This is a genomic window from Streptomyces sp. NPDC001056 (genome assembly GCF_053598955.1).
Genome location: NZ_JBSFLI010000004.1, coordinates 1 through 26631 on the forward strand (window position 1 = coordinate 1; position 26631 = coordinate 26631).

The 26631-nt window shown below is 73.3% G+C and carries 23 protein-coding genes and 1 pseudogene; 16 read left to right on the plus strand and 8 right to left on the minus strand.

What is annotated here, in order from left to right:
* The 7 genes and pseudogenes from ACWDD7_RS06420 to ACWDD7_RS06450 form a co-directional block, all read right to left on the minus strand.
* Positions 1-247, minus strand: a pseudogene (locus ACWDD7_RS06420) (hypothetical protein); the annotation flags it as partial.
* 105 nt (positions 248-352) lie between these two features.
* On the minus strand, positions 353-901 hold the full coding sequence (locus ACWDD7_RS06425; protein WP_351871979.1) for a hypothetical protein: 549 nt from the start codon (positions 899-901) through the stop codon (positions 353-355).
* Positions 879-2177 carry a hypothetical protein gene (locus tag ACWDD7_RS06430; protein WP_392211851.1) on the minus strand — a complete coding sequence of 433 codons (1299 nt, stop codon included), beginning with the start codon at positions 2175-2177 and terminating at the stop codon, positions 879-881. The genes ACWDD7_RS06425 and ACWDD7_RS06430 overlap by 23 nt, the downstream gene beginning before the upstream one ends.
* Positions 2177-2479, minus strand: a complete 303-nt coding sequence (locus tag ACWDD7_RS06435; RefSeq protein ID WP_351871974.1) for a DUF6317 family protein — start codon at positions 2477-2479, stop codon at positions 2177-2179. The genes ACWDD7_RS06430 and ACWDD7_RS06435 overlap by 1 nt, the downstream gene beginning before the upstream one ends.
* Positions 2476-2985: a hypothetical protein gene (locus ACWDD7_RS06440; protein WP_351871972.1), complete on the minus strand. Its 510-nt coding sequence runs from the start codon at positions 2983-2985 to the stop codon at positions 2476-2478. The genes ACWDD7_RS06435 and ACWDD7_RS06440 overlap by 4 nt, the downstream gene beginning before the upstream one ends.
* 191 nt (positions 2986-3176) lie before the next feature.
* Positions 3177-4241, minus strand: coding sequence for a lipoate--protein ligase family protein (locus tag ACWDD7_RS06445; RefSeq protein ID WP_392211853.1), 1065 nt, complete (start codon positions 4239-4241; stop codon positions 3177-3179).
* Positions 4242-5058: 817 nt separating this feature from the next.
* Positions 5059-6300, minus strand: coding sequence for a PucR family transcriptional regulator (locus ACWDD7_RS06450; RefSeq protein ID WP_450456566.1), 1242 nt, complete (start codon positions 6298-6300; stop codon positions 5059-5061).
* A 158-nt stretch (positions 6301-6458) separates the two neighbouring features.
* Between ACWDD7_RS06450 and ACWDD7_RS06455 the strand changes: the two genes are divergently transcribed.
* From ACWDD7_RS06455 to ACWDD7_RS06525, 15 genes are all read left to right on the plus strand, one after another.
* A complete protein-coding gene (locus ACWDD7_RS06455; RefSeq protein WP_450456567.1) occupies positions 6459-7934 on the plus strand; it encodes a class I adenylate-forming enzyme family protein in 1476 nt (491 codons plus the stop codon).
* Between the two features lie 36 nt (positions 7935-7970).
* Positions 7971-9716, plus strand: a complete 1746-nt coding sequence (locus ACWDD7_RS06460; RefSeq protein WP_450456568.1) for a DUF3556 domain-containing protein — start codon at positions 7971-7973, stop codon at positions 9714-9716.
* Positions 9713-11161 carry a phytoene desaturase family protein gene (locus tag ACWDD7_RS06465; protein WP_450456569.1) on the plus strand — a complete coding sequence of 483 codons (1449 nt, stop codon included), beginning with the start codon at positions 9713-9715 and terminating at the stop codon, positions 11159-11161. Before ACWDD7_RS06460 ends, ACWDD7_RS06465 begins: the two co-directional genes overlap by 4 nt.
* A gap of 95 nt (positions 11162-11256) precedes the next feature.
* Positions 11257-13032 carry a gamma-glutamyltransferase family protein gene (locus ACWDD7_RS06470; protein WP_450456728.1) on the plus strand — a complete coding sequence of 592 codons (1776 nt, stop codon included), beginning with the start codon at positions 11257-11259 and terminating at the stop codon, positions 13030-13032.
* A 390-nt stretch (positions 13033-13422) separates the two neighbouring features.
* Complete coding sequence (locus tag ACWDD7_RS06475; protein ID WP_450456570.1) at positions 13423-14832, plus strand: phytoene desaturase family protein; 1410 nt, start codon at positions 13423-13425, stop codon at positions 14830-14832.
* On the plus strand, positions 14829-15338 hold the full coding sequence (locus ACWDD7_RS06480; protein ID WP_450456571.1) for an O-acetyl-ADP-ribose deacetylase: 510 nt from the start codon (positions 14829-14831) through the stop codon (positions 15336-15338). Before ACWDD7_RS06475 ends, ACWDD7_RS06480 begins: the two co-directional genes overlap by 4 nt.
* A 327-nt stretch (positions 15339-15665) precedes the next feature.
* Positions 15666-16853, plus strand: a complete 1188-nt coding sequence (locus ACWDD7_RS06485; protein WP_351871948.1) for an ATP-binding protein — start codon at positions 15666-15668, stop codon at positions 16851-16853.
* Positions 16850-17689, plus strand: a complete 840-nt coding sequence (locus tag ACWDD7_RS06490) for a roadblock/LC7 domain-containing protein (protein WP_450456572.1) — start codon at positions 16850-16852, stop codon at positions 17687-17689. Before ACWDD7_RS06485 ends, ACWDD7_RS06490 begins: the two co-directional genes overlap by 4 nt.
* The gene (locus tag ACWDD7_RS06495; RefSeq protein WP_285552516.1) at positions 17686-18069 is read left to right on the plus strand and encodes a DUF742 domain-containing protein; all 384 of its coding nucleotides are present in this window, start codon (positions 17686-17688) and stop codon (positions 18067-18069) included. Before ACWDD7_RS06490 ends, ACWDD7_RS06495 begins: the two co-directional genes overlap by 4 nt.
* 3 nt (positions 18070-18072) lie before the next feature.
* Positions 18073-18633: a GTP-binding protein gene (locus ACWDD7_RS06500; RefSeq protein ID WP_285552514.1), complete on the plus strand. Its 561-nt coding sequence runs from the start codon at positions 18073-18075 to the stop codon at positions 18631-18633.
* Positions 18634-18646: 13 nt separating this feature from the next.
* Entirely contained in the window at positions 18647-20002 is a 1356-nt protein-coding gene (locus tag ACWDD7_RS06505; RefSeq protein WP_351871940.1) for a cytochrome P450 family protein, read from the plus strand.
* A 70-nt stretch (positions 20003-20072) separates the two neighbouring features.
* Complete coding sequence (locus ACWDD7_RS06510) at positions 20073-21344, plus strand: cytochrome P450 (protein WP_351871937.1); 1272 nt, start codon at positions 20073-20075, stop codon at positions 21342-21344.
* Positions 21345-21349: 5 nt separating this feature from the next.
* On the plus strand, positions 21350-22180 hold the full coding sequence (locus ACWDD7_RS06515) for an enoyl-CoA hydratase/isomerase family protein (protein WP_450456573.1): 831 nt from the start codon (positions 21350-21352) through the stop codon (positions 22178-22180).
* A gap of 187 nt (positions 22181-22367) precedes the next feature.
* On the plus strand, positions 22368-22526 hold the full coding sequence (locus ACWDD7_RS06520) for a hypothetical protein (protein WP_450456574.1): 159 nt from the start codon (positions 22368-22370) through the stop codon (positions 22524-22526).
* A gap of 341 nt (positions 22527-22867) precedes the next feature.
* Positions 22868-23338, plus strand: coding sequence for a MarR family winged helix-turn-helix transcriptional regulator (locus ACWDD7_RS06525; RefSeq protein WP_450456575.1), 471 nt, complete (start codon positions 22868-22870; stop codon positions 23336-23338).
* Between the two features lie 380 nt (positions 23339-23718).
* On the opposite strand, the gene ACWDD7_RS06530 is transcribed toward ACWDD7_RS06525, so the two are convergent.
* Complete coding sequence (locus ACWDD7_RS06530) at positions 23719-25365, minus strand: MFS transporter (protein WP_450456576.1); 1647 nt, start codon at positions 25363-25365, stop codon at positions 23719-23721.
* 389 nt (positions 25366-25754) lie between these two features.
* On the opposite strand from ACWDD7_RS06530, the gene ACWDD7_RS06535 reads away from it, so the two are divergent.
* Complete coding sequence (locus ACWDD7_RS06535) at positions 25755-26624, plus strand: methylenetetrahydrofolate reductase (RefSeq protein WP_351871922.1); 870 nt, start codon at positions 25755-25757, stop codon at positions 26622-26624.
* Positions 26625-26631: the final 7 nt, after the last annotated feature.

Below are 26631 nucleotides of genomic sequence, written 5' to 3' on the forward strand. Positions count from 1 at the left end.
CGAGCTGGGAGCCGGAGACCGGGGGCCAGGAGCACGGGGCCGGGGACCGGAGCCGGGGACCGGAGGCGGGGGCCGTGGCGGAGGGCGCGGCGGACGAGGTGTCGGGCGTGCTCGCCTCGGCCCGGGGCCCGGAGGCCGGCGTCCGCGGCGCGGCGGGGCCGGCGGACAGCGCCCACCCGGCGCAGGCGAGAACGGCGACCGGGGTCAGCCGGGCGGTGAGGGCGAGCGGCAGAGGCAGAGAACGCACGGCGCACATCTCGTGGGGAGGGGGACGGGGACGACAGTGTCACACGGCTGTCTGCAAGGCGGAAGCACGAACTCGCAGGGTGCTCGCACGGTCACGGGCACGCGCTCACGACGTACCTCTCCGCCCGGTTTGCGCCTCCAGCCAGCGACGGGCGCCGACCTCGGTGGGGTATTCGCGGACGGTGAGGAGGGCCAGGAACCACCCGACGCACCAGGCCGCCAGCATGGGCATGAGGGGCGCGGCGAGGAGAAGGAGCCCGCGGCCCAGGGCGACCAGGCCGGGAACCCGCCTCTTGCTGTCGCGTCCGGCCCCCGCTGCCTGAGCGGGGGAGGGAGGGGCGAGGAGCGCCTCGCGGTGGCTCCGGCGCTGCTTCGTCCAGCCCCACACCAGGGCCACGCAGGAGGCCACCGCCTGCGTCACGTCCCATCCCGTGCGCACGCCCCGCGGCAGATAGGTGCGCGGGGCACCCGAGTACAGCACGAGCGCGATGTAGCAGAAGAACGCCAGGACGGTGAGCAGGAACAGGGCGTTGACCGTGCGGCGCAGCCAGTAGCGCGGGCCGCGCCGGTACCAGGTGGTGCCGAGCCCCGGCAGCTCGGGGATCCGCGCGGGCGCCGGGGAGGCCGCGGCCTCAGAAGATGCTCTTGATGCCATGCCACACATCGTCTTTCAGTCGTACGAAGTCGTCGCCGGTCTTGGACAGCACGTGCCCCGAACCGGTCAGGATGCCCCCCACCACGCCGTGGTCGTGGATGTCCTCGCTCCAGTGCTCGTGGAAGGAGTGGTCGATGATGCCGGTCGCGCCGATCACCACGGCGCCGCCGACCCCGGCCACCACCGCGACGGGCACATCGACGGGCGCGGCGGCCACCAGGCCCGCCGTGATGGCCGTACCAGCCGCGAGACCCGCGATGTTGGCGCCGCCGTCGACCGCGACCGATTTCTGCCACGACCAGCCCTTGTCGTGGTCGTCGGACGCCTCCAGCAGACCGCACGCGCCGGCCGCGGCGACGTCCAGCACCGGGATCTCCTTCAGGAAGTCCGGCACCGCCTCCAGGCTCTTGCCGGCGCGCAGCAGATCCGCCGCGTCCGCCAGCTTCACATTGAGGGCGCGGTCGTACGGCAGCTCGGTGCTGCCGTTCTCGGCGCGCGCGATGGCGTCCTCCAGGTCGTCCACCTTGGTGAGCGCGTCCTTGTACGCGCCCTTGGCGGGCAGGTCCTTGGGCAGCGCCTTGCCCGCCTTCTGGTACGCCTTGCGCTCGGCGCGCAGCTCCTTCTTGGCGTCCTGCGCCGCCTGCTTGGCGTCGTCCAGCTGGGCGCGCGCCTTCTCGCCGCCGGCGCGGGCGTCCTCGGCGTCGTACGCGTACAGGCCGCGCAGATAGTCCGCGATGGTGACCTTGTCACCGGTGGACACCGAGCTGTCCTTCGACGTCACCTGGTCGTACAGGTCCGACAGCTGCTGCGCCGCCTCGATGCGCGCGTGCTGCGCGGTGTGCAGGATCCGGTCGCGCACCTTCGCGTACTCGTTCATCGCGGAGATGGTCTTCTGGTCGTCCGCGCTCGGCGGGTCCGCCGTCATGATCGGCTGCGGCGCGCCCTTGGCGTCGCAGACCACGCCCTTGCGGGACGCCGCGTGCTCCGCGTTCTGGAGGGACGTCTCACAGGTGGTCAGCGCGTCCGCGAGGGTGCCCAGGACGGTGCCCGCCTGGTGCACCAGCTCGGCGAAGCCGCCGGCCGTGATCTCGTCCTCGCTCCACTTGCCGCGGAACGTCTCGGCCGCCTCGCCCTTCCAGCTCGCGTCGCTCGCCAGCTTCTCGACCGCCTTGCTCAGCGGCTTCACCACGCCGTCGAGCTTGTCCTTGGCGTTCTTGTACGTGGTGGCCATCGTGTGCAGCCCGCCGATGTCGCCACCGACCCAGCTGTCGCCCATCAGTCCAGACCCTCCGTCAGGTCCTCGAAGACGCCGTGGATGTCCACGTCGTGCCGGTGGAAGGAGTCGCGCGCGTACCCGGCCTTGTCGCCGTGGTCGTCCATGCGGTCGGCGAGCCCTGTGTGCAGGGCGATGATGAGGTCGGCGACCTCCTTGATCGCCGAGTCCAGCGCCGGGTCGCCGCCGCTGACGATGGCCGGGGACACGTCCGGGGCGAGCTTGCGGTAGTCGCCCGCCTGGTCGTGGAAGGCCTTGGCCAGCCCCGTGAGGTCCTCGTAGATGACCTTGAAGTCGGCCGTCACCGGCGCACCTCCTGCGCGAGGGCGGCCAGGTCCTCGGGCCGCCAGTTGGACTCCCCGGGGGCGATGCGCGGATCGAGCAGGACGGTGACGTCCCGTCCGCCCATCTCCTCGGCCAGCGGCCCGAGCGAACCGGCCACCCACGGCTGCGCGTCGCCGAGCGCCGCCGCCAGCTTCGCCGGGGAGGTGAAGGCGAAGGCGACCGTGCCCCGCGTCGGGTGCGCGAAGAGCTCCACGACGATGAACGGCACGCGGGCCGGGCGGCCGTCGGTGCCGGTCCCGGCGACGGAGCGCGGATGCGCCGGCACGTACACCGGCGTGTGGTACGGCGGCACGCCCGGCCGGGGGCCCGGCCGACCGTCGGCCGGGGGCGGGGGAGGAGCGGACTCGGCGAGGTCCAGCAGCGCCGAACGTCGCGGCCGGGGCCCGTCTTCCGGGGAGGCTCCCCCCGGGGGTTCGGGCTCCGGCTCCAGGAAATCGAGCAGGCGTGAACGTATCGGTGCCGCCACCGCCGTCACCTCTTCCCCGTGGTCGTGCGTGGCCGATTCAGGCCCGACCACGGTAGCCAGCGGGCGGCGGGGCAAATCCGGCTTTGTCGGGGCCGGTGACCCGGACGTGCACGGAACTCATACACGGGCTTGGCCGGGGCATGGGCATGCCTTGACCAGCGTCTGAATCGTTCCGTTCCGTGAGGGAACGGTTACGGAACCCGGGCGGTCCACTCCTCGGCCGTGAACTTCGACCGCGCCAGTTCCCGCGCCCGGGCCAGCTCCTCGTCCGTCACCTTGCCCGGCGCGAGTCCGTAGCGTCCGCGGAAGGACTCGATCATGCGGTCGATGACGGTCTCGCGGGCCAGCCCGGTCTGCCGGCGCAGCGGGTCCACCCGCTTCTTCGCGCTCCTCGTCCCCTTGTCGGACAGCTTCTCCCGGCCGATGCGCAGCACTTCGGTCATCTTGTCGGCGTCGATGTCGTACGACATGGTCACGTGGTGCAGCACCGCGCCCGGACCGCCGCCGGGGCCGACGACCCGCTTCTGCGCCGCGCCCGCGATCTTGCCCTGGTCGGTGGCGATGTCGTTCAGCGGCTGGTACCAGGCGCGGATGCCCATGTCGCCGAGCGCGGCCAGCACCCAGTCGTCCAGGTAGGCGTAGCTGTCCTGGAAGGACAGGCCGTGCACCAGGGCCTCGGGCACCGAGAGGGAGTACGTGATGGTGTTGCCGGGCTCCACGAACATCGCGCCGCCGCCGGAGATCCGGCGCACCACCTCGATGCCGTGGCGGGCGGCGCCGTGCGGGTCCACCTCGTTGCGCAGCGACTGGAAGCTGCCGATGATCACCGCGGGGGCGCCCCACTCCCACACGCGCAGCGTCGGCGGGCGTCGGCCCGCGGCCACCTCGGCGGTCAGCACCTCGTCGAGCGCCATGTGCAGGGCCGGGGACTGGGGGCCCTCGTGGATCAGCTGCCAGTCGTAGTCGGTCCAGTCGGTGGCGTGCGCCAGTGCTCGGCGCACCGCGACGGCGATGCCCTCCGCCGTCAGCCCGTACATCACCGTGCCCGCGGGCAGCGCCGCCTCGATCCGCGCGGCGAGCCCGGCCGCGTCGGTGCCCGCCGGGGCGCCCTCCAACGCGCCGTTCACCGCGTCGAGCGCCTCGTCAGGCTCCAGGAAGAAATCGCCCGCCACCCGGACGTCGCGCAGCACGCCGCCGTCCGTCTCCACGTCCACGACGACGAGCTTGCCGCCGGGCACCTTGTACTCTCCGTGCACCGCCTGGACCCTCCGTTTCCCTCCCCGTGATCAACGCACCACCTCCCCGCGGTGTTCCCCGCCCCGCGCCTCGTGCGGCGGCACGATCCCGCATTCCCGCCCGGGGGTCACTCGGGGACGGACCAGGCCGGCCGCGGCCGGGGAGCGGCGTGAGGGGGGACTTCCCGCCGGCGCGCTGTCGGCACCCCTGTTCACGGCCCCTTCGGCGGGGGCGTCAGCAACCCGTCAAAGCCGCGCGGATCCCCGTCAGCGTCACGTCAGGAAGGGCCGGGGAGCAGGTGGCGCGGGCATACCGTCGACAGTGAGCCCCGGGCCGCCTCCCCGCGTCCGGGGTCTCCTCGACTCGACGCTCCCTGCCGCACGGGAGGCACCCGTGGCGGAGCTCCGCTCCGGCGACGGCCCCGAGCCCCCCGAACCCTCCCGGCCGGACCCCTGTTCGTCCCGGTCCGGCCGGGGCCCTCCGGCCGCGGGGTACGGCGCTTCCGTCCCCCGCTCGGCGAGCGCACCGGCGTCCGGCTTCACCTCCGCGCCCCGGCTCCGCGCCGCGCTCGGGCCCGGACACGCCTCCATCCGCCTCGCGGGGGCCGGACCGCGCACCCGCGGTCGAGGTCCGCCGCCGTACCGACGCCGTACGCGACGGCCGCGCCCGGCCGCTGGTGCGCCGGAAGTCCCTGGAGGACGTCCGCCGCCGCGTGAGCGGGAACCCGCCGCCCGTCGGCGCCGGACTCCACGGACGTCTCCGGGACGGCCTCGCCCCCCGTGCCAGGAGCCGAGGTCGTGGCCTCCTCGGCTCCTGGCACGGGCCGGCCGGCTCCGCCTACGGCTCGGCGCCCAGCGCCGCGTCCCCCAGCCAGTGCACCGCGAGCAGCGCGGCGCGCACGTTGAAGTCGTCGGTCAGGCTGTCGTCGCCGTGGGGGAGCAGGGACGTGGCCCGGTGGACGCGGTACTGGACGGAGTTGCGGTGCAGGCTCATGGCCTGGGCGGTGGCGGCGTGGCTGCGGTGGTGGGTGAGGAAGGTGCGCAGGGTGTCGCGCAGCACGGCCGCGCGGGGGTCGGCCGCCGCCAGGGCGCCCAGGGAGGCGGTCACGAAGTCGCGGACGGCGGGCAGGTCCCCGGCCATGAGGGCGACCGGCGCCGCCTCGTCGTAGTGCACCCACAGCGGCGCGGCGCCGGCCCCGGAGCCGAGCCGGGTGCCGATGATCTCCCTGACCCGGGCGGCCTGGCGCGCCGAGGTGCGAAAGCCCGTCAGGCCGGGCGCCGGGCGGCCGATGGCGGCGTGCAGGGGACTGCCCTCCGGCGCGGTGAAGTGCGCGGGCCCCGCCGTGGGCAGCGCGAGCCACAGCCGTGCCTCGTGCTCGTCGGTCGGCACCAGCAGCGCGGCACCGGCCCGCAGCACCGACACGGCATGGGCGCGCACGTCGTCCACCGCGGCGACGAGGTCGAACGAGGTCATCCGCCCGGCCGGCCACAACGTGCACGCGATGTGCACCGCGTCCAGCGGATACCGCAGCGCCCGCTCGGCGGCGGCGCGGTCCACCGGGCGCCCGCCGAGCAGGTCGGTCACCCACTGCTGGCGCACCCCGCTGCGACTGGCCACCCACCGCTCGCGCTCCCGCTCGTAGGTGCGGCCGACCTGTTCGCAGATCAGGTCGATGTACCGGGCCGAACGGCGCACCAGCTCGACGCAGACCGGCACCCGCTCGGCGGCCGGCAGATCGCCGAGCAGGGCGAAGGCGTGGTCGAGGAACCGCTGGTGCCCGATGCGGTAGGCGCGGATGAGCGCCGACTGGGGCACGTCCCGCTGCGCGAGGAAACGGGCGTAGGCCAGCGCGGCCGTCGGCGCCTCCAGCAGGTCCGGGTCGATCCCCTGCCGCAGGTAGTTGATCGCGGCCACGATGTTCTCCGTGATGCTCGCCTCCAGCAGGGACCGCGCGGCGGCATCGTGGTCGAGGGCGCCGATCTGCGCGCGGGTGTCCCGGACCAGCTCCTCGATGAGCGCCTCCCGGGACTCCCGCACACGGTCGCCGACCCGGCGCACCAACGCCTCCTGTGACTGCATGGGACGCACCCTACGGCGGGGCCGGAACCGGGCGTTCGTGCCCGGAGCACGAAAACCGCCGCCGACCTTGTGCCCCGCGGCCGTGGCCGCGCGGGGCCCGCGGGACCTACGGTCGCCTCCACTCGCCTGTCACCCCAGCCCAGAGGTCCGATCCCCGTATGAACCTGAGCCGCCTGCCCGCTGTGCGCCGCGAACAAGCCCCGGACGCGCCGGCCCTCACCGACGACACCCACGGCACCCTGTCGAACGCCGCCCTCGCCGACCTGGTCGACCGCTACGCCCGCCACCTCGCCCACCGCGGCGTGCGCCCCGGCGACATCGTGGCGGTCAAGCTCACCAACCGCGTCGAACTGGTCGCGACCCTCTTCGCCGCCTGGCGGTTGGGCGCCGCCCTCGCCCCGGTCAACCCCGCCCTGACCGCGACCGAGACCGCCTACCAGCTCACCGACTGCCGCGCCCGGGTCGTCGTGGCCGAGGAGCCGCCGGACGGCCTGCCCGCCTCCGCCACCCCTCTCACCCTGGCCGACCTGGCCGCCCCGGCACCGGACCACGGCCCCCTGCCCGAACCGGCGGCCGACGGCGACGCGCTCGCGCTGGTCATCTACACCAGCGGAACCACCGGCCGCCCCAAGGGAGTCGAACTCCTGCACCGCAACATCGACGCCATGACCGAGACGCTGATCGACGCGATGAAGCTGACCGCGGCCGACCACAGCCTCCTCATCCTGCCGCTGTTCCACGTCAACGGCATCGTCGTGAGCGTCCTGTCCCCGCTGCGCGCCGGCGGCCGGGCCACCCTCGTCGGACGCTTCAGCGCCAGGGGATTCTTCGGCGCCCTGGAGCGGGCCCGCCCGACCTTCTTCTCCGGGGTCCCGGCCATCTACGCCATGCTGGCCGACCTGCCCCCCGAGGCACGGCCGGACACCTCCTCGCTCCGCTTCGCCGTGTGCGGCGCCGCCCCCATGCCCCCGGGACTCATCGCCGCCGTGGAGGAGCGCTTCGGGTTCCCGCTCGTCGAGGGCTACGGCCTGTCGGAGGCGACCTGCGCCTCCACCTCCAACCCGCTCGACGGCCTCCGCAAGCCCGGCACGGTCGGGCCGCCCCTGCCCGGACAGACCGTCGCCATCATGGACGAGCAGGGCCGGATCGTCACCGACGGCGGCATCGGCGAGGTCGTCATCAGCGGCCCCACCGTCATGCACGGCTACCTCGGCCGACCGGAGGATACCGCCAGGGCCCTGCGCGACGGCCGGCTGCACACCGGCGACCTGGGACGCCTGGACGAGGACGGCTACCTCGTCCTGGTGGATCGCGTCAAGGACATGATCATCCGGGGCGGGGAGAACGTCTACCCCAAGGAGATCGAGACCGTGCTGCACGACCACCCCGCCGTCCGCGAGGCCGCCGTCGTGGGGCGCCCCGACCCCGTCCTCGGCGAAGTCCCCGTCGCCTACGTCGCGTTGCGCGACGGCACCGGCGAACCGCGCGCCGCGCTGGCCGACTTCGCCGCCGAGCGCCTCGCGCCGTACAAGTGCCCCGTCGAGATCCTCGTCCTGCCCGACCTCCCCAGGAACCCCGTCGGCAAGACCGACAAGCCCGCCCTGCGCCGCCGCGCGCTCGCCCCCTCCCGCTGAGCCGCCGTTCCCCCGAGACACGAGGGTGTGATCCCCATGGGCTTCGTGAACCCCCAACTCCCGCCCGTCGACGCCGAGTCCTTCCGCGCGCTGCCGCGCCCCGAGCGCCTGAAGGTCCTCACCCGGCACTGGGTCGAGCACGGCTTCGGCACGCCGTACGCCGTGTACCTCTTCTACCTCGTCAAGTGCCTGCTGTACGTGGGCGGTTCGGCGTACGTCATCTCCCTGACGCCCGGCCTCGGCGGCGTCACCGGCATCGCGTCCTGGTGGTCGGAGCCGATCGTCTACCAGAAGCTGATCGTCTTCACCCTGCTGTGGGAGGTGGTCGGCCTCGGCTGCGGCTCCGGGCCCCTGGCCTCCCGCTTCAACCCGCCCATCGGGTCCGTGCTGTACTGGCTGCGGCCGGGCACCATCCGGCTGCCCCCCTGGCCCGAGCGGGTGCCGCTGACCCGCGGCAGCCGTCGTACCGTCATCGACGTCGTCCTGTACGCCGCCGTCCTCGTCTCGGCCGGATGGCTGCTCACCCGCCCCATGACCGGCTCCGCCGGGCTGCTCGACGCCCGCGCCACGCTCCCGCTCCTGGCCGCCCTCGCCCTGCTGGGCCTGCGCGACAAGACGGTCTTCCTGGCCGCGCGGGGCGAGCAGTACGGGCTGTCCCTGCTGCTGTTCTTCTTCCCGTACACCGACCAGTTCATCGGCTTCCAGCTGGTCATGCTGGCCCTGTGGTGGGGCGCGGCGACCTCGAAGCTCAACCACCACTTCCCGTTCGTGGTGGCGACGATGCTGAGCAACGCCCCGCTGATCCCGAGCCGCCGCCTCAAGCGGCTGCTCTTCCGCGACCACCCGCACGACCTGCGCCCCTCACGGCTGCCGTTCTACCTCGCCCACATCGGCACCGTGACCGAGTACGGCGTCCCCCTGTACCTGGTCTTCCTCGGCGACGGCGGCTTCTGGACCTGGGCGGCGATCGTCTACATGGCGGTGTTCCACCTGCACATCCTGTCGACCGTGCCGATGGGCGTGCCGCTGGAGTGGAACATCTTCTTCGTCTTCTCGCTCTTCTACCTCTTCGGCGCCCACACCGACATCAGCGTCCGGCACCTGCACTCGCCCTGGCTGCTCGTCGTGATCCTGCCGAGCCTCCTGCTGCTGCCCGCGCTCGGCAACGCCCGGCCCGACCTGGTGTCGTTCCTGCCCGCCATGCGCTACTACGCGGGAAACTGGGCCACCAGCGCCTGGCTGTTCACCGGCGACGCCCTCACCCGTCTGGAGACCGGACTGACCGCCTCGTGCCGGCTGCCCACCCGGCAGCTGGAGACCCTGTACGACAAGGAGACCGCCCTGCTGATGTCCCAGAAGGTGGAGAGCTGGCGCTCGATGCACTCCCACGGCCGCGCGCACAACGGCCTGATCGACCGCGTCACCTGGGGCGAGGACGACACGGTCGTGGTGGAGGGCGAGCTGATCGCCGGCTTCGCCCTCGGCTGGAACTTCGGCGAGGGCCACCTGCACGACGACCAGCTGCTGCGCGCCGTCCAGGAGCGCTGCGGCTTCGCGCCCGGAGAGGTGCGCGTGATCTGCCTGGAGGGCCAGCCCATCCACCGCCCGACCCAGGCGTACGAGGTCCACGACGCGGCCCTCGGCCTCCTCGAACGCGGCCACGTCGAGGTGCGTGACATGCTGACCCGCCAGCCCTGGCCCACCGACGGCCCCGACTACCCCGTGTACGACGTGCGGCGCCGCCACCCGCTGCGTCCGGCCCCTGAGGACACCACCGCATGAGCACCGCCCTCGTCGTCGGCGGCGGGCCCAACGGGCTCACCGCCGCGGCCCTCCTCGCCAGGGCCGGACTCGACGTCACGCTCCTGGAGGCCGCCGACGAGGTCGGCGGCGGCACCCGCAGCCAGGAGGCGATCCTGCCCGGCCTGCTGCACGACCACTGCTCGGCCATCCACCCCATGGCCGTCACCTCGCCCGCGCACCAGGCCCTCGACCTGGCGCGGTACGGACTGCGCTGGCGGCTGCCGGACATCGACTGCGCGCACCCCCTGGACGACGGCACGGCGGGCGTCCTGCTGCGCTCCGTCGAGGACACCGCCCGTCTGCTCGGCCCCGACGGCCCCCGCTACCGCCGCCTGCTGGAGCCCTCGGTACGCCACTGGGACGCCCTCGGCGACGACGTGCTGCGTCCCCTGCTGCGCGTCCCCGCCCACCCCCTGCTGCTCGCCCGCTTCGGCCTGCCCACCACGCTCCCGGCCACTCTCCTCGCCCGCCTCTTCACCACTGCCCGGGCACGGGCCCTGTGGGCGGGCGTCGCGGCGCACTCCTTCCGGCCGCTGGACCAACCTCTCGGCTCGGCGATCGGCCTCGGCATCCTCGCGGCCGGGCACGCCGCCGGATGGGCCGTGGCGGAGGGCGGCTCGGGCGCCATCGCCCGGTGCCTCTCCGACGCCCTCCGCGCCCACGGCGGCCGCGTCCACACCGGCGTCCGCGTCACCCACCACAGCCAGCTGCCGCCCGCCGACGTCACCCTCCTCGCCCTCGACCCCGCCCAGATCGCCCGCATCTACGCCGACCGCCTGCCCACCCGCGTCCGCGACGCCTACCTGCGCTTCCGTCGCGGCCCCGCCGCCTTCAAGGTCGACCTGGCGGTGGAGCAGGGCGTGCCGTGGACGAACGAGGACGCCCGGCGGGCCGGCACCGTCCACCTCGGCGGCACCCTCGCCGAGATCGCCCGCGGGGAGAGGGACGTGAACGGCGGCCGTATGCCGGAGCGCCCCTTCGTCCTCGTCGGCCAGCAGTACCTCGCCGACCCCACCCGCTCCGTCGGCGACGTCCACCCCGTCTGGGCCTACGCGCACGTCCCGTACGGCTACGACGGCGACGCGACCGAGGCCGTACTCGCCCAGCTCGAACGCTTCGCCCCCGGCACCCGGGAGCGCGTCGTCGGCCTGCGCACCACCTCACCGGCCGGGTTCGCCAGGGAGAACCCCAACTTCGCGGGCGGCGACATCCTCACCGGCGCCAAGACCGTCCCCCAGCTGGTCCTCGGCCCCCGCCCCGCGCTCGACCCCTACTCCACCGGTCTGCCCGGCGTCTTCTGCTGCTCCGCCGCCACCCCGCCGGGACCCGGCGCCCACGGCATGTGCGGGGCCGGAGCGGCGGCGTCGGCCCTGCGCCATCTGGGTGTCCGGCGGGGTGGAGACGGGAAGCGGGGCCGCCGGTAGCCTGGCGGCCGACCGCACGACCGGTAACGGCCCCGACTCCCGCGAGGTGAGACGTGCAGTTCACCACCCGGCCCACCCTGCACGGCACGTTCGGCATGGCCTCCTCCACCCACTGGCTGGCGTCCCAGTCGGCGATGGCGGTGCTGGAGGAGGGCGGCAACGCGTTCGACGCGGCCGTGGCGGGAGCGTTCGTGCTGCACGTCGTGGAGCCGCACCTGAACGGTCCCGCGGGGGAGGTGCCGATCCTGTTCGCGCCGGCCGGCGGCACGGTGCGCGTGCTGTGCGGGCAGGGCGTGGCTCCGGCGGGCGCCACCGCCGCGCACTACCGGGACCTCGGCCTGGACCTCGTCCCCGGCACCGGCCCGCTCGCCGCCGCCGTGCCCGGCGCCTTCGACGCCTGGCTGCTGCTCCTGCGCGACCACGGCACCAAGTCCCTTGAGGACGTGCTGAAACACGCCATCGGCTATGCCGAGCACGGGCACCCGCCGGTGGAGAACGTCGGCGCGACCGTGGAAAGCGTACGGGCGCTGTTCGAGACCGAGTGGACGTCCTCGGCGCAGTTGTACCTGCCGGGCGGCCGCGCGCCCCGCCCCGGCACGCTGCTGCGCAATCCCGCCCTCGCCGCCACCTGGCGCCGACTGCTCGCCGAGACCGCGCGGGCCGGGAACCGCGAGGCCCGCATCGACGCCGCCCGAAAGGTGTGGCGCTCCGGCTTCATCGCCGAGGCCCTGGTCCGGCAGTCCCGGCGGCCCACCCTGGACACCAGCGGCGAACGGCACACCGGGACGCTCGACCCGGAGGACCTCGCCACCTGGTCGGCGACGTACGAGGACGCGGTGTCGTACGACTGGAACGGCTGGACCGTGTGCAAGGCCGGCCCCTGGAGCCAGGGCCCCGCCTTCCTCCAGCAACTCGCCCTGCTCCCACCGGAACTCCCCGCGTACGGCGGCGTGGACTACGTCCATCTCCTCGTCGAGGGCTGCAAGTTGGCCATGGCCGACCGGGAGGCCTGGTACGGCGACGCCGCCGACGTGCCGCTCACGGAACTGCTGTCCGAGGAGTACAACGCCGGGCGGCGGGCGCTGATCGGGACCGAGGCGTCGTACGAACTGCGGCCCGGCGCCCCGGGCGGGCGCACCCCGCGGCTGCCCGAGCGGACCCGTGAGCCCGTGCCGCTCGCGGCGGAGGGATTCGACCCGATGGGCGTGGGGGAGCCGACGGTCGCGCGGCTGTCCGGCGACCCCCGGGTGGCGGCCGACGGCGGCACCCGGGGCGACACCTGCCACCTCGACGTGGTCGACCGCTGGGGCAACATGATCGCGGCCACGCCCAGCGGCGGCTGGCTGCAGTCCAACCCCGTCGTGCCCGAGCTGGGCTTCCCGCTCGGCACCCGGCTCCAGATGGCCTGGCTGGAGGAGGGCCTGCCGAACACCCTCACCCCCGGCCGCCGCCCCCGTACCACCCTCACCCCGTCCCTCGCGCTGCGCGACGGCGTGCCGGTCATGGCGTTCGGCACGCCCGGCGGCGACCAGCAGGACCAGTGGCAGCCGCACTTCTTCCTCGCCGTCGCCCTGCGCGCCCCCGTCCGCGGCGGCCTCGACCTCCAGGGCGCCGTCGACGCCCCGAACTGGCACAACGACGCCTTCCCCAGCTCCTTCTACCCGCGCGGCCACCACCCCGGCGCCCTGACCGTCGAGTCCCGGATGCCGCCCGGGGTCGTGGCCGGACTCCGCCGCCGCGGCCACGACCTCACCCTCGGCCCCGCCTGGTCCGAGGGGCGGCTCTGCGTGGTCGCCCGCGACCCGGAGACCGGCGTGCTGTCGGCGGCGGCGAACCCGCGCGGGATGCAGGGGTACGCCGTGGGACGCTGAACCCGGGCCCCTGCTCCAGCAGCGACTCGCGTGCGAAACGGCGCGGTTCGTCCGCCGACGCGGTCGCCCGCCGGGTGCTGTGCCGCCCGAGGCCGCAGGGCCCCAGCACCCGCTCCCGCGCCCCCGGCACCCGGTCCACCAGGGCGAGGGCCACCGCCGCCGTGCCCTCCAGGAGGGGTACGGCGAGGTCGTCAGGGTCGACCACCACGGCCGCCGCGGCCACAGGTGAGGCCGCAGCACCTTTCCCGGGCCGGGCGGGAGCGAGAGAACCGGCGCCTGCCCGCCCTCCGGAGCCCCTCGGGGCCTCGCGCGGGGCCGCTCCGCCGGTGCCCCGGCATATCCTGAACCCGAGTGGCCATCGGCTGACGAAGGGGTCCGAAGGTGCCGTCGATGCTCGATGCGGTCGTGGTGGGTGCGGGGCCCAACGGACTGACCGCCGCCGTGGAACTGGCCCGCAGGGGCTTCTCCGTGGCCCTGTTCGAGGCGCGCTCCACCGTGGGCGGCGGCGCCCGCACCGAGGAGCTGACCCTGCCCGGCTTCCGGCACGACCCGTGCTCGGCCGCCCACCCCCTGGGAATCAACTCACCCGCCTTCCGCGCCCTGCCCCTGGAGCGGTACGGCCTTCAGTGGCTGCACGCGGAGCTGCCCATGGCGCACCCCTTCCCCGACGGCACCGCCGCCGTGCTCTCCCGCTCGGTCGCGGAGACCGCCGCCTCCTTCGGACCGCGCGACGCGGGGTCGTACCGCAGACTCGTCGAGCCGCTGCTCGCCCACTGGGACACGCTGGTACGGGACTTCATGTCCCTGCCGCTTTCCGCGCTGCCCCGCGATCCGGTGACGCTGGCCCGCTTCGGCCTCGCCGGGCTGCCGCCGTCCACCTGGCTGATGCGCCGCTTCAAGGACGAGCGGATCAAGACGCTGTTCGCCGGCCTGGTCGCCCATGTGATGGCCCCGCTGGACGGCTTCGCCACCAGCGCCGTCGGCCTGGTCTTCGCGCTGGCCGCGCACGCCCGCGGCTGGCCGGTGGCCCGTGGCGGCTCCCAGGCCGTCTCGGACGCCCTCGCCGCCTACCTGGCGGATCTCGGCGGCGAGGTGCACACCGACTACGAGGTCAAACGCCTGGACGACCTGCCGCCCGCCCGCGCCTACGTCTTCGACACCTCGCCCACCGCCCTCGCCCGCATCGCCGGCTTCGGCGCCCACTACGACCGCTACCGGTACGGCCCCGGCGTCTTCAAGATCGACTACGCGCTGGACGGCCCGGTGCCCTGGACCGCCCCCGAGGCCCGCGTCGCCGGCACCGTCCAGATCGGCGCGAGCCAGGCCGAGATCGGCACCGCCCTGCGCGCCGCCTCCCGCGAGGGCCGGGCCCCCGAGAGGCCGTTCATGATCACCGTGCAGCCGAGTGTGGCCGACCCGGGTCGCGCCCCGGCGGGCAAGCACGTCTTCTGGGCGTACGGGCATGTACCGAGCGGCTGGTCCGGCGATCTCACCGATGCCATGGAGCGCCAGCTGGAGCGCTTCGCGCCCGGCTTCCGCGACCGCGTCCTCGCCCGCGCCATCGCGGGCCCCGCCGAGATGGCCGCCCGCAACGCCAACTACGTGGGCGGGGACATCGCCTGCGGTGCCACCTCCGGACTCCAGTTGCTGCTGCGGCCCCGGCCGACCCTGTTCCCGTACCACACCCCCCACCCCGCCGTCTTCCTGTGCTCCTCGGCCACCCCGCCCGGACCCGGGGTGCACGGCATGTCGGGGCACAACGCGGCCAAGGCCGTGTGGCGGAGGCTGCGCCAGACATGACCGGCATCCTCCTCGTGCAGGGCGACATCACCCGGCAGCGCGCCGACGCGATCGTCAACGCGGCCAACTCCTCGCTGCTCGGCGGCGGAGGCGTCGACGGCGCCATCCACCGCCGCGGCGGGCCCGCGATCCTCGCCGAGTGCCGCGCCCTGCGCGCCTCGCGCTACGGCCGGGGCCTGCCCACCGGACAGGCCGTCGCCACCACCGCGGGGCGGCTCGACGCCCAGTGGGTGATCCATACCGTCGGACCGGTTTTCAGCGCCGACGAGGACCGCTCGCCCCTGCTCGCCTCCTGCTACCGCGCGTCCCTGCGCGTCGCCGACGAACTCGGCGCCCGCACGGTGGCGTTTCCGGCCATCTCCACCGGCGTCTACGGCTGGCCGATGGCGGACGCCGCCGGGATCGCCCTGGCGGCCGTCCGCTCCGCGGACACGGCCGTCGAGGAGGTCCGCTTCGTGCTCCTCGACGCTCCGGCCTACGAGGTGTTCGCCCGTCAGATCGGCTGATCCGACGGGATCTTTACGCCCCCTTGTCGCCGCTTGCGGGCAACTCCCGGACACCGATCCGGAATTGTCCGAGCAGCAGCGTGTAACCACTACAACCCAGCCCGTGAGCAGGGTCGTTGGCGTGACGAGGAGTGGCAAAGGTTCCCCTAAGCGGGTGATAGCATCCCCGCGTCTGTGACCTTGGTCCCCTCGGCTCAGGCGCCGCAGAAAACGGTTTCGGTCCGGTCCTCCGCGTGACCTGACCGACCCGTTCGCGACCGGTCGTCCCACCGGTGGTGCGGTGCACTTCCGCCAACGGCCGCAGGCTAAAAGCCAGGAAAGGTTTCCATGATTCGAGACGCACTTGTCTGGTGCCTGGTTGTCGTGGCGGCGCTCGGCGTCGCCGCGGCCGTGGTTCTCAGTCGTCGCGCCAAGGCCATAGCGGCGAACAAGGACAGGTCCGAAGCCGCACTGACCCAGCGGCTGAGCGAGGCCGACGGCCGATTGGCCACTTTACGAGCAGAGCTCCACCAGCACCGGACCGACCACGCCAAGACCATCCAGGAAGCCGAGGAGGCGGCGGAGGACAGCACCAAGGCCGTACTCAAGGGCTCGGCGCGCTTCCTGCAGAGCCTCGCGGCCGAGCAGCTGGCGCTGCTGGAGGAGATCCAGCGCAAGTACGGCGGCCACTCCGTGCTCGGCGACCTGCTGGAGGTCGGCCACGCCAACGCGCAGATGGCACGCAAGGCACAGGGCATCGCGGTCATGTGCGGCGCCCCGCTGGGCCGCCGCAGCCGCGCCGCGAGCGTCTACGACGTGGTGCGCAGCGCCCAGGGGCAGATCCGTAACTTCCGGCGCGTGGAGATCATGCAGCAGACCGGCTTCGCGCTGAAGGCGTCGGCGGTCTCGCCCGTCGCCCTCGCCGTCGCCGAGCTGCTCGACAACGCTGCCAGCTTCTCCCAGCAGGGCTCGCCCATCGAGGTGACGTTCCAGCGGGTGCAGAAGAACCTGTGCATCGTCATCGACGACGCGGGCGTCGGCATGAACGACGAGGAGCGCCAGAAGGCCTCCGCCCTGCTCTCCGGCCAGTACCGCCCCCGGCTGTCCCAGCTGGGCAACCAGCCCAAGTTCGGTTTCCCCGTGATCGGCCTGCTGTCCCAGCAGTACGGCTTCCGGGTGGACGTGACCGGTGTCTCCCGCTACGGCGGCGTGCGCGCGGTCGTGCTGCTGCCCGAGGAACTGTGGACGGAGGAGGAGACCGCACCGGTGGAAGAGGTCCCGCCCGTTATCGAGCAGCCCGGCATCCCCGCCCGGCCCGAGTCCGTGACGCGCACCGCCAACGGCCTGCCGCGGCGCGGCGCCCGCCAGGTTCCCATCGCCAGCGTTCCCGACCAGGACACCGTCGGCCTGCCGCACGTCACGGCCGTGGAGGACGCCGGCCGGGCCGCGGGCCGCAGTCTGGGCGCCTTCCAGCGCGGCACGCTCTCGGGCCGCAATCTCTCCGCGGCACCGTCCGAAGGGTCCGATGACACATGATCACCGACCTGTCGTGGATGCTTGAGGACATCGTGGCCAACGTGCCCAAGGCACGCCACGCCGTCCTGCTGTCCGCGGACGGCCTGCCCCGTGGGGCGACCGACGGCATGGCCCAGAAGGACGTGCGGACCATCTCCGCCGCCATGGCGGGCATGCAGTCGCTGAGCCGGGCCACGTCCCACTTCGCCGGGGACGCCCCGGACCGGCAGTGGAACCAGACCATCATCGAGTTCTCGCACGGCTGGATCTTCCTGATCGGGGCCGGGCAGGGCGCGTATCTGGCGGCGGCCGCGGCACCCGATGTCGACATGCAGCAGATCTCCTTCCGCATGCACCGGCTCGTCGCCCGGCTCGGCAACAACCTCACCTCGCCGCCCCGGGTGCACGCCGACGAGGCCGGGTCGCGCGCCCAGCGCGCCCGCGACGGCCAGGAGATCGGCACCGGGGTCCGGATCGCCGACCTGGACGAGGTGATCAGCGAGGTGCGCGGCGCCCGGCACGCCGTGCTGCTGGGCGGCGACGGACTTCCCCGCGGCGCCACCACGGGCATGAGCCAGGACCTCGCGGACACCATCTCCGCCGCGATGACCGGCATCCACGCCTACAGCCGGGCCACCGCGCAGTTCGCCGGCGTCCAGCCGGACGCGCTCTGGCGGCAGACGGTCATCGAGTTCTCGCACGGCTGGATCTTCCTGATCTCCGCCGGGCGGGGCGCCTTCCTCGCCGCCGCGGCCCAGCACGACGCGGACATCGAGGAGTTCACCACCCGGCTGCACCAGGTCGTGCCGCGCCTCGGCGCGTATCTGGCCCCGCACGGGGAGGCGAGCCGCGCGTGAGTGACGAGCCCGACGAGGATCTGGAACTCACCTCCGCATTAGTCCCGTTCTTCGTGATCACGAACGGGCGGTCCCTGCCCCCGGAACACGCCTACGGGCACACGACGCTGGTGTCCGCGAGCGAGCACGCCGCCACCACGGTGCGCACGCTCACCCCGGAGGCCCGTCAGGTTCTGGACCTGGTCATGGACGGCTTCCTGTCCGTGGCCGAGGTCGCCGCACACACCCGTCTGCCGCTGGGGGTCGTCCGGATCCTCCTGGCCGAGATGGAGGAGAGCGGCCTGATCATCGCGCGGAAGCCGGTGCCCCGCGCGGAACGTGTCGACCGAGAAGTACTGAACGCCGTGCTCGACGGCCTCAGAGCCCGATTCGGAGCGTGATTCGTGTACCTGGACTCAGGTGTCCGTACGGCGGTGAAGGTGCTCGTGGTGGGGCACTTCGGGGTCGGCAAGACCACGTGTATCGCCAGCATCTCCGAGATCGAGCCGCTGCGGACCGAAGAAGAGATCACCGAGGCCAGCGAGGGCTTCGACGATCTGTCGGGCACTCCCGACAAGACCACCACGACGGTCGCCATGGACTTCGGCCGTCTGACCATCAACGACGAGGTGGTGCTGTACCTCTTCGGCACCCCCGGCCAGGAACGCTTCAAGGAGATGTGGGAGGAGCTGTCCCGGGGTGCCCTGGGCGCGCTCGTCCTCGTCGACCCCGAGCGTCTGTCCGAGTCGTTCCCCATCCTCGACCTGGTCGAGCGGTTCGGTCTGACGTACGCCATCGGGGTCAACCACTTCGACGGCACGCCCGGCTACCCGCTCTCTGAGGTGCGCGAGGCGCTCAACCTGTCCGCGGACACCCCCGTCGTCCCCTGCGACGTCCGCAACGAGCAGTCGTCGGCGCACGCGCTGATCACCCTCGTGCACCATCTTCTCTCCCTCATCGACTAGGAGCCCCCCGCTCATGCAGCAGCGACCCGGCACAGAGCCGCCCCCCGGCTGCCCCGCACACGGAAACACCCAGCTCTACGGCCCCCGGTTCGGCTCCGACCCGGACGGCCACTACGCCCATCTGCGCAGCCTCGGCCCGAGCGCCCCGGTGGACATCGCGCCCGGCGTCGAGGTCGAGCTGGTCACCAGCTACGACGCCGCGCTCTACATCCTGCAGAACCCCGCCTCCTTCGTCCGCGACTCGCGGCGCTGGAACGCGCTGCACGAGGGCCGGGTCCCCGAGGACAGCCCCGCGCTGCCGATGCTGGCCTACCGGCCCAACGCGCTGTTCAGCGACGGCGCCGCGCACGCCCGGCTGCGCCAGGCCGTCACCGACAGTCTGGCCAGTGTCAACGAGCTCCAGCTGGTGCGTCAGACGCAGGCCTCGGCCGACTACCTGATCAGCCGCTTCAGCTCCGAGCGCATGGGCCAGGCCGAGCTGATGGCGGAGTACGCCCAGCCGCTGCCGCTGCTGGTGTTCAGCGACCTGTTCGGCTGCCCGCCGGAGATCGGTGACCGTGTCATCGCCGGCATCACCGGCATCTTCTCCGGGAGCGCCGGCGCCGACCAGCTGCTCGCCGAGGCGCTGAACGAGCTGATCACGCTCAAGCGGCGCAACCCCGGCGAGGACCTGACGACGCGTCTGATGCAGCACTCGGCGCAGCTCACCGACGAGGAGGTGCTGCACCAGCTCGTCACCCTGCTGTCCGGTGGCACCACGCCGCTGTCCGCCGTGATCGGCACCGCGAGCGCGCTGATCCTCGGCGAGGAGTGGCAGTCCGGCCTGCCGGTCGAGGACGCCGTCACCCAGGTCCTGTGGAACTACGCTCCCATAGCCAACTACGCGGCCCATTACCCCACGCACGACGTGGAGTTGGGTGGCCGGGTGGTCAGGGCGAACGACCCGGTGATGATCTCCTTCGCGGCGGCCAACACCGACCCCCGGCTCGCCGAGCACCGCGAGCAGCTCAGCGCGAAGGCCCACCTGGCCTTCGGCGCGGGTCCGCACGCCTGTCCCGCCAAGGACCCGGCGTTCGTGATCGCGGTGACCGCCGTGGAGTCCCTGCTCAACCGGCTCCCGGATATCGACGTGCGGATGCCGTTCAAGGACTTGAGCTGGATCCCGGCGCCGTGGAGCCGCTCCCTGGTGGCGCTGCCGGTGCGCTTCACCCCGCGCATCGTGGTGCCGACCGCGGCCCAGAAGACGGAATCCCCGGTGGCGGCCTCCGCATCCCCCCTCTCCACCACGCTCCGGCCGGCGATGGCCGGGGCGCCGAAACCCAAGGCGGGCCTGTTCAGCCGCTTCCTGGCGTGGACCCGAGGGGAGTGACGAAGGCAACTCGCGCGTTGCATAGTCAGCTTGTATATGCGTCAGAAGCGGAGGGTATGCATGCGGGCTGATGTCTAGATCAGAAAGGGTCATTGTGGAAACCGTCACCACTCCGCCCGCCGACAGACGCTTCGCCGTATCGCTCTTCTCCCGCCTGCGCACCGCCAAGGGGCAGGCCAACCCCTTTCCGATCTACGCGGAACTCCGCTCCCGGGGTGCGGTGGCCGCCGCACCCTGGGGCGGCCACCTCGTGACCGGATTCGATGTCTGTGACCAGGTCGTCCGCAGTAGAGACTGGCTGGAGCCGGACGCCCGCTGGCGAGAACAGCAGGGCGACGGCACCCGCTGGACGGCGCCGTCCTCCCGCGAGATGAGCCGCACACTGCCCGCCCTCAACCCCCCGGAGCACACCTGGGTACGCCGCTCGGCCGGCATGTTCGACCGCGGCTCGCTGGACGAAATGCGCGGGATAATAGAGCGGTTCACCACCAAGCTGCTCGACAACCTCGCCGAGCGGCTGCACGACGGCGAGGCCGACCTCAACGACCTGGTCGCCGAGGAACTGCCGGTGGCCGTCATCGGACACTGGCTGGGTTTGCCCCCTGCCGACTACCCCCGGCTGCGCGATCTCACCCACGACCAGGTCTTCACCCAGGAACTGCTGCCCTCCGCCAGTCAGCTGGCGCTGTCGGACGCGGCCACCGCCGAACTGCGCCGCTACTTCACCGACCTGGTGCGCCGGCGGCGCGCCCGCCCCGGCGACGACCCCGTCTCGCGCTGGATCAAGGTGTGGGACGGCATGGAGAGCGACCAGGACAAGGCCGACGAGGCCGTCTACTTCCTCGCCCTGTTCGTGCTCCTGGCCGCCCTGGAGACCACGACCACCCTGCTGTCCACCACCGTCCTGCTGCTCCTCGAACACCCCCGCCAGTGGAACCGGCTCACGGTCCAGCCCGACCTGGTGCCGGCCGCCGTCGAGGAGTCGCTGCGCTACGACCCGCCCACCCACGTCATCAGCCGCGTCTCCTCGCGCGACTGCGAACTGGGCGGCGTGGAGATCCGCAAGGACGAGATGGTCCACCTGCTGGTCGGCGCGGCCCACCGCGACCCGGCCAAGCACGAGGACGCCGAACTGTTCAACATGCACCGCAAGCCGGCCCACCTGGCCTTCAGCGGCGGCATCCACTACTGCCTCGGCGCGCCCCTGGCCCGCCTGGAGGCCCAGACCCTCCTCCACCAGCTGGTCACGCGCTTTCCCCAGCTCACCCTGGTCCGCCGCCCGACCTGGGCGCCGCGCGTCGCCTTCAGACGACTGCTGAACCTGGACGTCACCCTCGCATGACCGATATGACCGACATAACCGTTACGGCCCAACAGGCCGGCCCCCACCGCCCGTTCGCCACCACGGCGATCCAGGCGGACCTCGACGGACCCGTGCTGTGGATCCGGCTCGGTGCCACGCCGAAGGACAACACCCTCACCGTCGCCGCCCTCGACGACCTCCTCGCCGTCCTCACCGCCCTCCACGACCGGCCGGACATCCGCGTCCTGGTGCTGACCGGAGCGGGCGACGACTTCAACCTGGGCGCCGAGCGCACCGAGTTCCAGGCCGCGCTCGCGCAGGATCCCACCGGCACGGCCCTGCGTCGCATGAACGACAAGGCGCTGCGCGTGTGCGAGGCCCTGGAGAACACCCACGCGATCACCGTCGCGCGGCTGCACGGCCGGATCATCGGCGCGGGACTCGCTCTCGCCTCCTACTGCGACCTGCGCGCGGGCGCCGACGACTGCCGGTTCCGCATGCCCGAGGTCGCCCTCGGCCTGCCCCCCGCGTGGGGCGGCGCCATGGGCCGGCTGATCTCCGAGGCCGGCGTCTCCCACATCCGTGAACTCATGCTCACCTGTGAGAACTTCGACGCGGCCACCGCCCACCGGCTCGGTCTCCTGCACAAGGTCGCGCCCCGGGAGGCCCTGGACGCGGCGGTCGACTCCTGGATCAGGCCGCTGCTGCGGCGCGCGCCCGAGTCGCTCGTCCTCACCAAGCGCATGCTGAACGGCTACGCCCGTGCCGCCCGCACCGCCGAGGTGGGTGTGCTCGACGCCCATTTGCTCAGTGCGCAACTGGGCCTCGCCCAGGCGGGCCAGCCGGCCCCGCCCCCCGCGCCGGTCCCCTTCTGACCGGCCAGGCCCCGTCCCGCGCGTGACGGGGCCGTTACTTTTTGGTGGCGAGTCGTGGGACACCGCCAGGGCCGCCCACGGCGCACAGGCGCCGCGCGGCGCCGTCGGCCGGGGCCGAGCCTCCCTGCCCGCTCGTGACGCTCGTCCGCGCTCGCTCTGCCGGAATGCCGGAATGCCGGAATGCCGGATGCCGGCGCGCCGTGTGCAGGTCGTCGGCGGTGCGGCACGGCACGGAGACCGCGAGGCCGACCCGCCCGCTGACCGCCGCGGCGAACACGGCGAGGTGCAGGACAGTTCCCGCTGGATCACCGGCAGGCTGACGGCCACGGTGGTCACCGGGAGGTAGGCGACGAAGACGCCCGCGCAGGCGAGGGCGATGACCGCGCCTCGGCCGGGAGCACGGGTCGGGGCCGGGTTCGCGGGTGTCGGTTCGGCCGGGACGGTGGTGCCGGAAGTGTTCGACGTCGCTGCTCCGGGTACGGCCGCGACGCGGGCCGCGGCGGCTCGGTCGGGCGCCCCACCGTCGGCCGTCTCGGCGGCCCCGGGCCGGCCGCGGCTCCTTCGGCGGGGAAATCCGACGTGTCACCGGCGGACGTGCGCGGAATCCCCCGTCCGCGGCCACCACGACGGGTCGGTCTCCTCTTACCTATGTTGACATAGGTATATGGTCGTATCTATAGTCGGCGTGTGCTCGACCCCACCGCATCCCGCCGGCAGACCGACCACGTGGCCTCCGTGCTCGTGGCGGTTCTGCCTGCGCTGAACAGGGTGCTGGAGCGGCGGGTCGTGCAGGACTTCCCGCACCCGACGCTGCCGGAGGGCCAGCTCGCTCTGCTGCGGCTGGTCGAGGAACGCGTAGGCGTCACGGTCCGGGAAGCGGCCGACGCCCTGCTGATGAAGCCGAACAATGTCAGCGCCCTCGTCTCCCAGCTCACCGAGCTGGGGCTGCTGGAGCGCAGGCGGGACGCCGCCGACAAGCGGATCGCCCATCTGCACCCCACGGCGCTGGCCGCGGAGCGACTCGCCGAGGCGCGGGAGCTGAAGGAAGCCCACATGGCGCGCCTGCTGGAGACCCTCACCGAGGGGGAGCGGGGCGCGCTCGGCTCGGCCTGCGGTGCGCTGCTGGCGTTGACCCGGGGCTCCTGCTCCGCCGGCTGACCCCTCGGGTCCGGTTCTCCGGCGGGACGCCCGGTCGGGTGCGTGGCCCGCGCCTCCACCCCGCCGTCCCCTGCCGCGATCCCCCGCCTGCGTGGCGGAACGCCGCCGTACCCCCGTCCGGGTCGAGGACTCCGACCTCTTCCACCGACTTGTCGACCTACCGATCACAGACAAGGCACTCGTATGGCGAGGCCTTCATGAACGGTGTGCACGCCGCCGTCCTCGTCACGGCCGTCCTGTGCCTCGTGGGTGCCGTGCTCACCGCCGTGGGCCTGCGCCGCGAGGCCGACTCGCCTGCCACCGCGGGGTGATGACGAGCCGGGCGGAGAGGCGCCCGTGCGCGTCGATCGTCCCGGTGGCGTCCTGACGAGGCGCCGAGGTCAGGGACGGAGCACGGCCGCGGTCGATCCGGTCCTGCCGTCGCCGCCCTGAGCGGACGATGCGGGCGCCTCGTCCTCGGCGGACCGGCCGACGCGCAGCCCGATCATGCCGAAGGCGGTCAGCGCCGCGGCGACGGCGGCTGCCGCACCGCACACCAGGAACGCGGTGCCGAAGCCACTGCCCAGGGCATCCAGGGCCAGGCCGTGCGCCGCGGCAGCCGGGCCGCCGGGCGGCACGCTGTTCACGGCGAGGGGCCCGCCCGCCCCGGCGATCTGACGTGCCGCCGCGAGCTGGGCGGCCGGCAGCTGTGCGCCGGACAGGTTCCGCGTGAACGCCGACCCCGCGTTGCTGAGGGCGACCGCGCCGACGACGACGGGGCCGAGGGCGAAGCCGAGGTCGCGGAGCATGTTGGTGGTGGCGCTCGCCATGCCCGCCAGCTCCGGGGGTACGCTGTTCAGCGCCACGGCCGTCACCGAGCTGACGGTCAGGGCGAAGCCGATACCGACCAGCAGCGCGGGTACCACGAACGCGCCGAGTCCCGGGTCGTCGACGTCCAGTCGGGCGCACAGCAGGCAACCGATCGCCATCAGGACGAATCCCGAGGTCAGCAGCCAGGAGGCGGCGACCCGGTGGAGGAGCCGTGAGACGACCGGGATGAGCAGGAAGGCGGGTCCCTGCAGGAGCAGGAAGGGGACCGCGACGCGGAGCGGGTCCTGGTGCTGCACGGGGCCCAGCCACATGCTCGTCGAGAAGCAGGCGCCGAGGAAGGCGAGCATGCCGATGACCGCGACGACGGACGACACGGTGAAGGCCCGGTTGCGGAACAGCCTCAGGTCGAAGAGCGGGGACTCGGCCCCCAGTTCCACCACGACGAATCCGGCGAGGAAGCAGGCGCCGAGAGCGAAGGCCAGGAGGACGGGGAGCGCGGTCCAGCCCGACTCGGGCCCCTCCACGGCGCCGTACAGCACCAGGACGAGACCGGCGGCGAAGGTGATCTGACCCGGCACGTCGAGTCTGCGGCCCCGGGGCGCCCTCGACTCCGCGGCCAGGGCCCGCGTGAGCACCGCACTGACCAGGGCGAGTGCGACCAGTACCCAGAAGGAGCCGCGCCACGACCCGACCTTGGCGAACACGCCGCCGAGCACGGGGGAGACGGCGGCGCCCGCGGACAGGCAGCCGCTCCAGAGCGCCACCGCGTGCGCCCGTTCCCGCGTGCCGCGGGTGACGGCGGTGATCGCGGTGAGCGAGCCGGGGAACATGGCGCCGGCGCCCAGCCCGTTCAGGGCGGCGCCGATCCACAGCACCTGGACGGTGGGCGCGAGCGCGGCGACGGTGCTGCCCGCGGCGACCAGGACCGTGCCGGCCACCACGAGCCGGCGCCGTCCGAAAAGGTCGCCGAGGACACCGAAGGAGAACTCGAAGCAGACCACCGCGATCATGAACGCGGCGGTGACCCAGGTGAGTTGGGAGCCATGCGTGTGCAGGTCCTGCTGGAAGAGGCCGTTCAGCGAGGCGGGCAGCGCGTTCGCCACCTGGGCCACGAAGACGGCGCCGCAGGCGGCGGCCAGTGTTCCCGCGTAACCCGGCGTCCGGGCGGCCCCCGCGGCTGGGCTCTGGGACACGGCCGTCCCGTTGTCGCGTGTCATTGCTGTTCTCCCTGGCTGGAAAGAAGGGGTCCGGGAACGGAAAGCCCCGGGGGCGTGGAAGGGCTCGGCTCCGCGTGCGGTGGGGGAGGGGCGGCACGGCGCGAGTCGGGCGCGATGCCGTGGAGAATGACATTCGCTTTACGTCACGTCAATGATTCGTTCACAAGATAAGGTCGCCGTGCGTGTTATCAGGGATTCCTTCGGGCGCCGCGTCGGCGGACCGGAGCCCGGCTGGGGCCGCACTGCCGGGGACGGCCCGGCGCACCGGCTTGGGTAGCATCACACCCGGTGCCTGGCCGACGTGGTCGGTCACGGGAGCGGGGCGCCCCGCGAAACCGCAGGTCGAAGCCGAAGAGGCGCGCCGCAGCGCCCGAGCCGCAAGGAGCCCGATGAACCCCGCCGCCACCGCCCCGGCCACGGTGGGCACCGCCCTGCTGGACGACTTCTCGCTGGAGATGACCGGCAAGGACGTGCCCGCGCTGGAGGAGGCGCGGGACAGCATCCCGCGGGGCACCCGGATCAACGTCACCTTCCTCGCCGGCGAGGACCACGCCACCCGGCTCGCCGCGGCGCGCGCGGTCCGCCGGCTCGGCTTCGTCCCCGTGCCGCACATCTCCGCCCGTCGGCTGCCCTCGCCCGCCGCGCTGGAGGAGTTCCTCGCGGGCCTCGCCGAGGACGGCACCGCGGACAACGTCTTCGTCGTCGGCGGCGACCCGGCCCGCCCCGAGGGTCCGTACGAGGACGCCCTCGCCGTCATCCGCACCGGACTGCTCCAGCGCTACGGCGTCCGCCACATCGGCATCAGCGGCTACCCCGAGGGCCACCCCGCGATAACCGGCCCCGCACTGTGGTCGGCGCTCACCGACAAGGCCGCGGCCATCGGCGCGGGTCCCTTCACCGGCGACGTCATCACCCAGTTCGGCTTCGACGCCGACCCGGTCCTCGACTGGCTGGCGGCCGTCCGCGCCCGGGGCGTCGACCTGCCCGTCCGCATCGGCGTCCCCGGCCCCGCGGGCATCCGCCGCCTCGTCGGCTACGCCACCCGCTTCGGCGTCACCACCAGCGCCTCCGTCGCCCGCAAGTACGGCTTCTCGCTGACCAACCTGCTGGGCACGGCGGGCCCCGACCGCTTCCTGCACGCGCTGACCGAACGCCACGATCCCGCGCGCCACGGCCAGGTCAAGGTGCACTTCTACACGTTCGGCGGGCTGCGCACCACGGCGGAGTGGATCAGCGACTTCCGGCAGCGGACCCGGTAGGGCATCC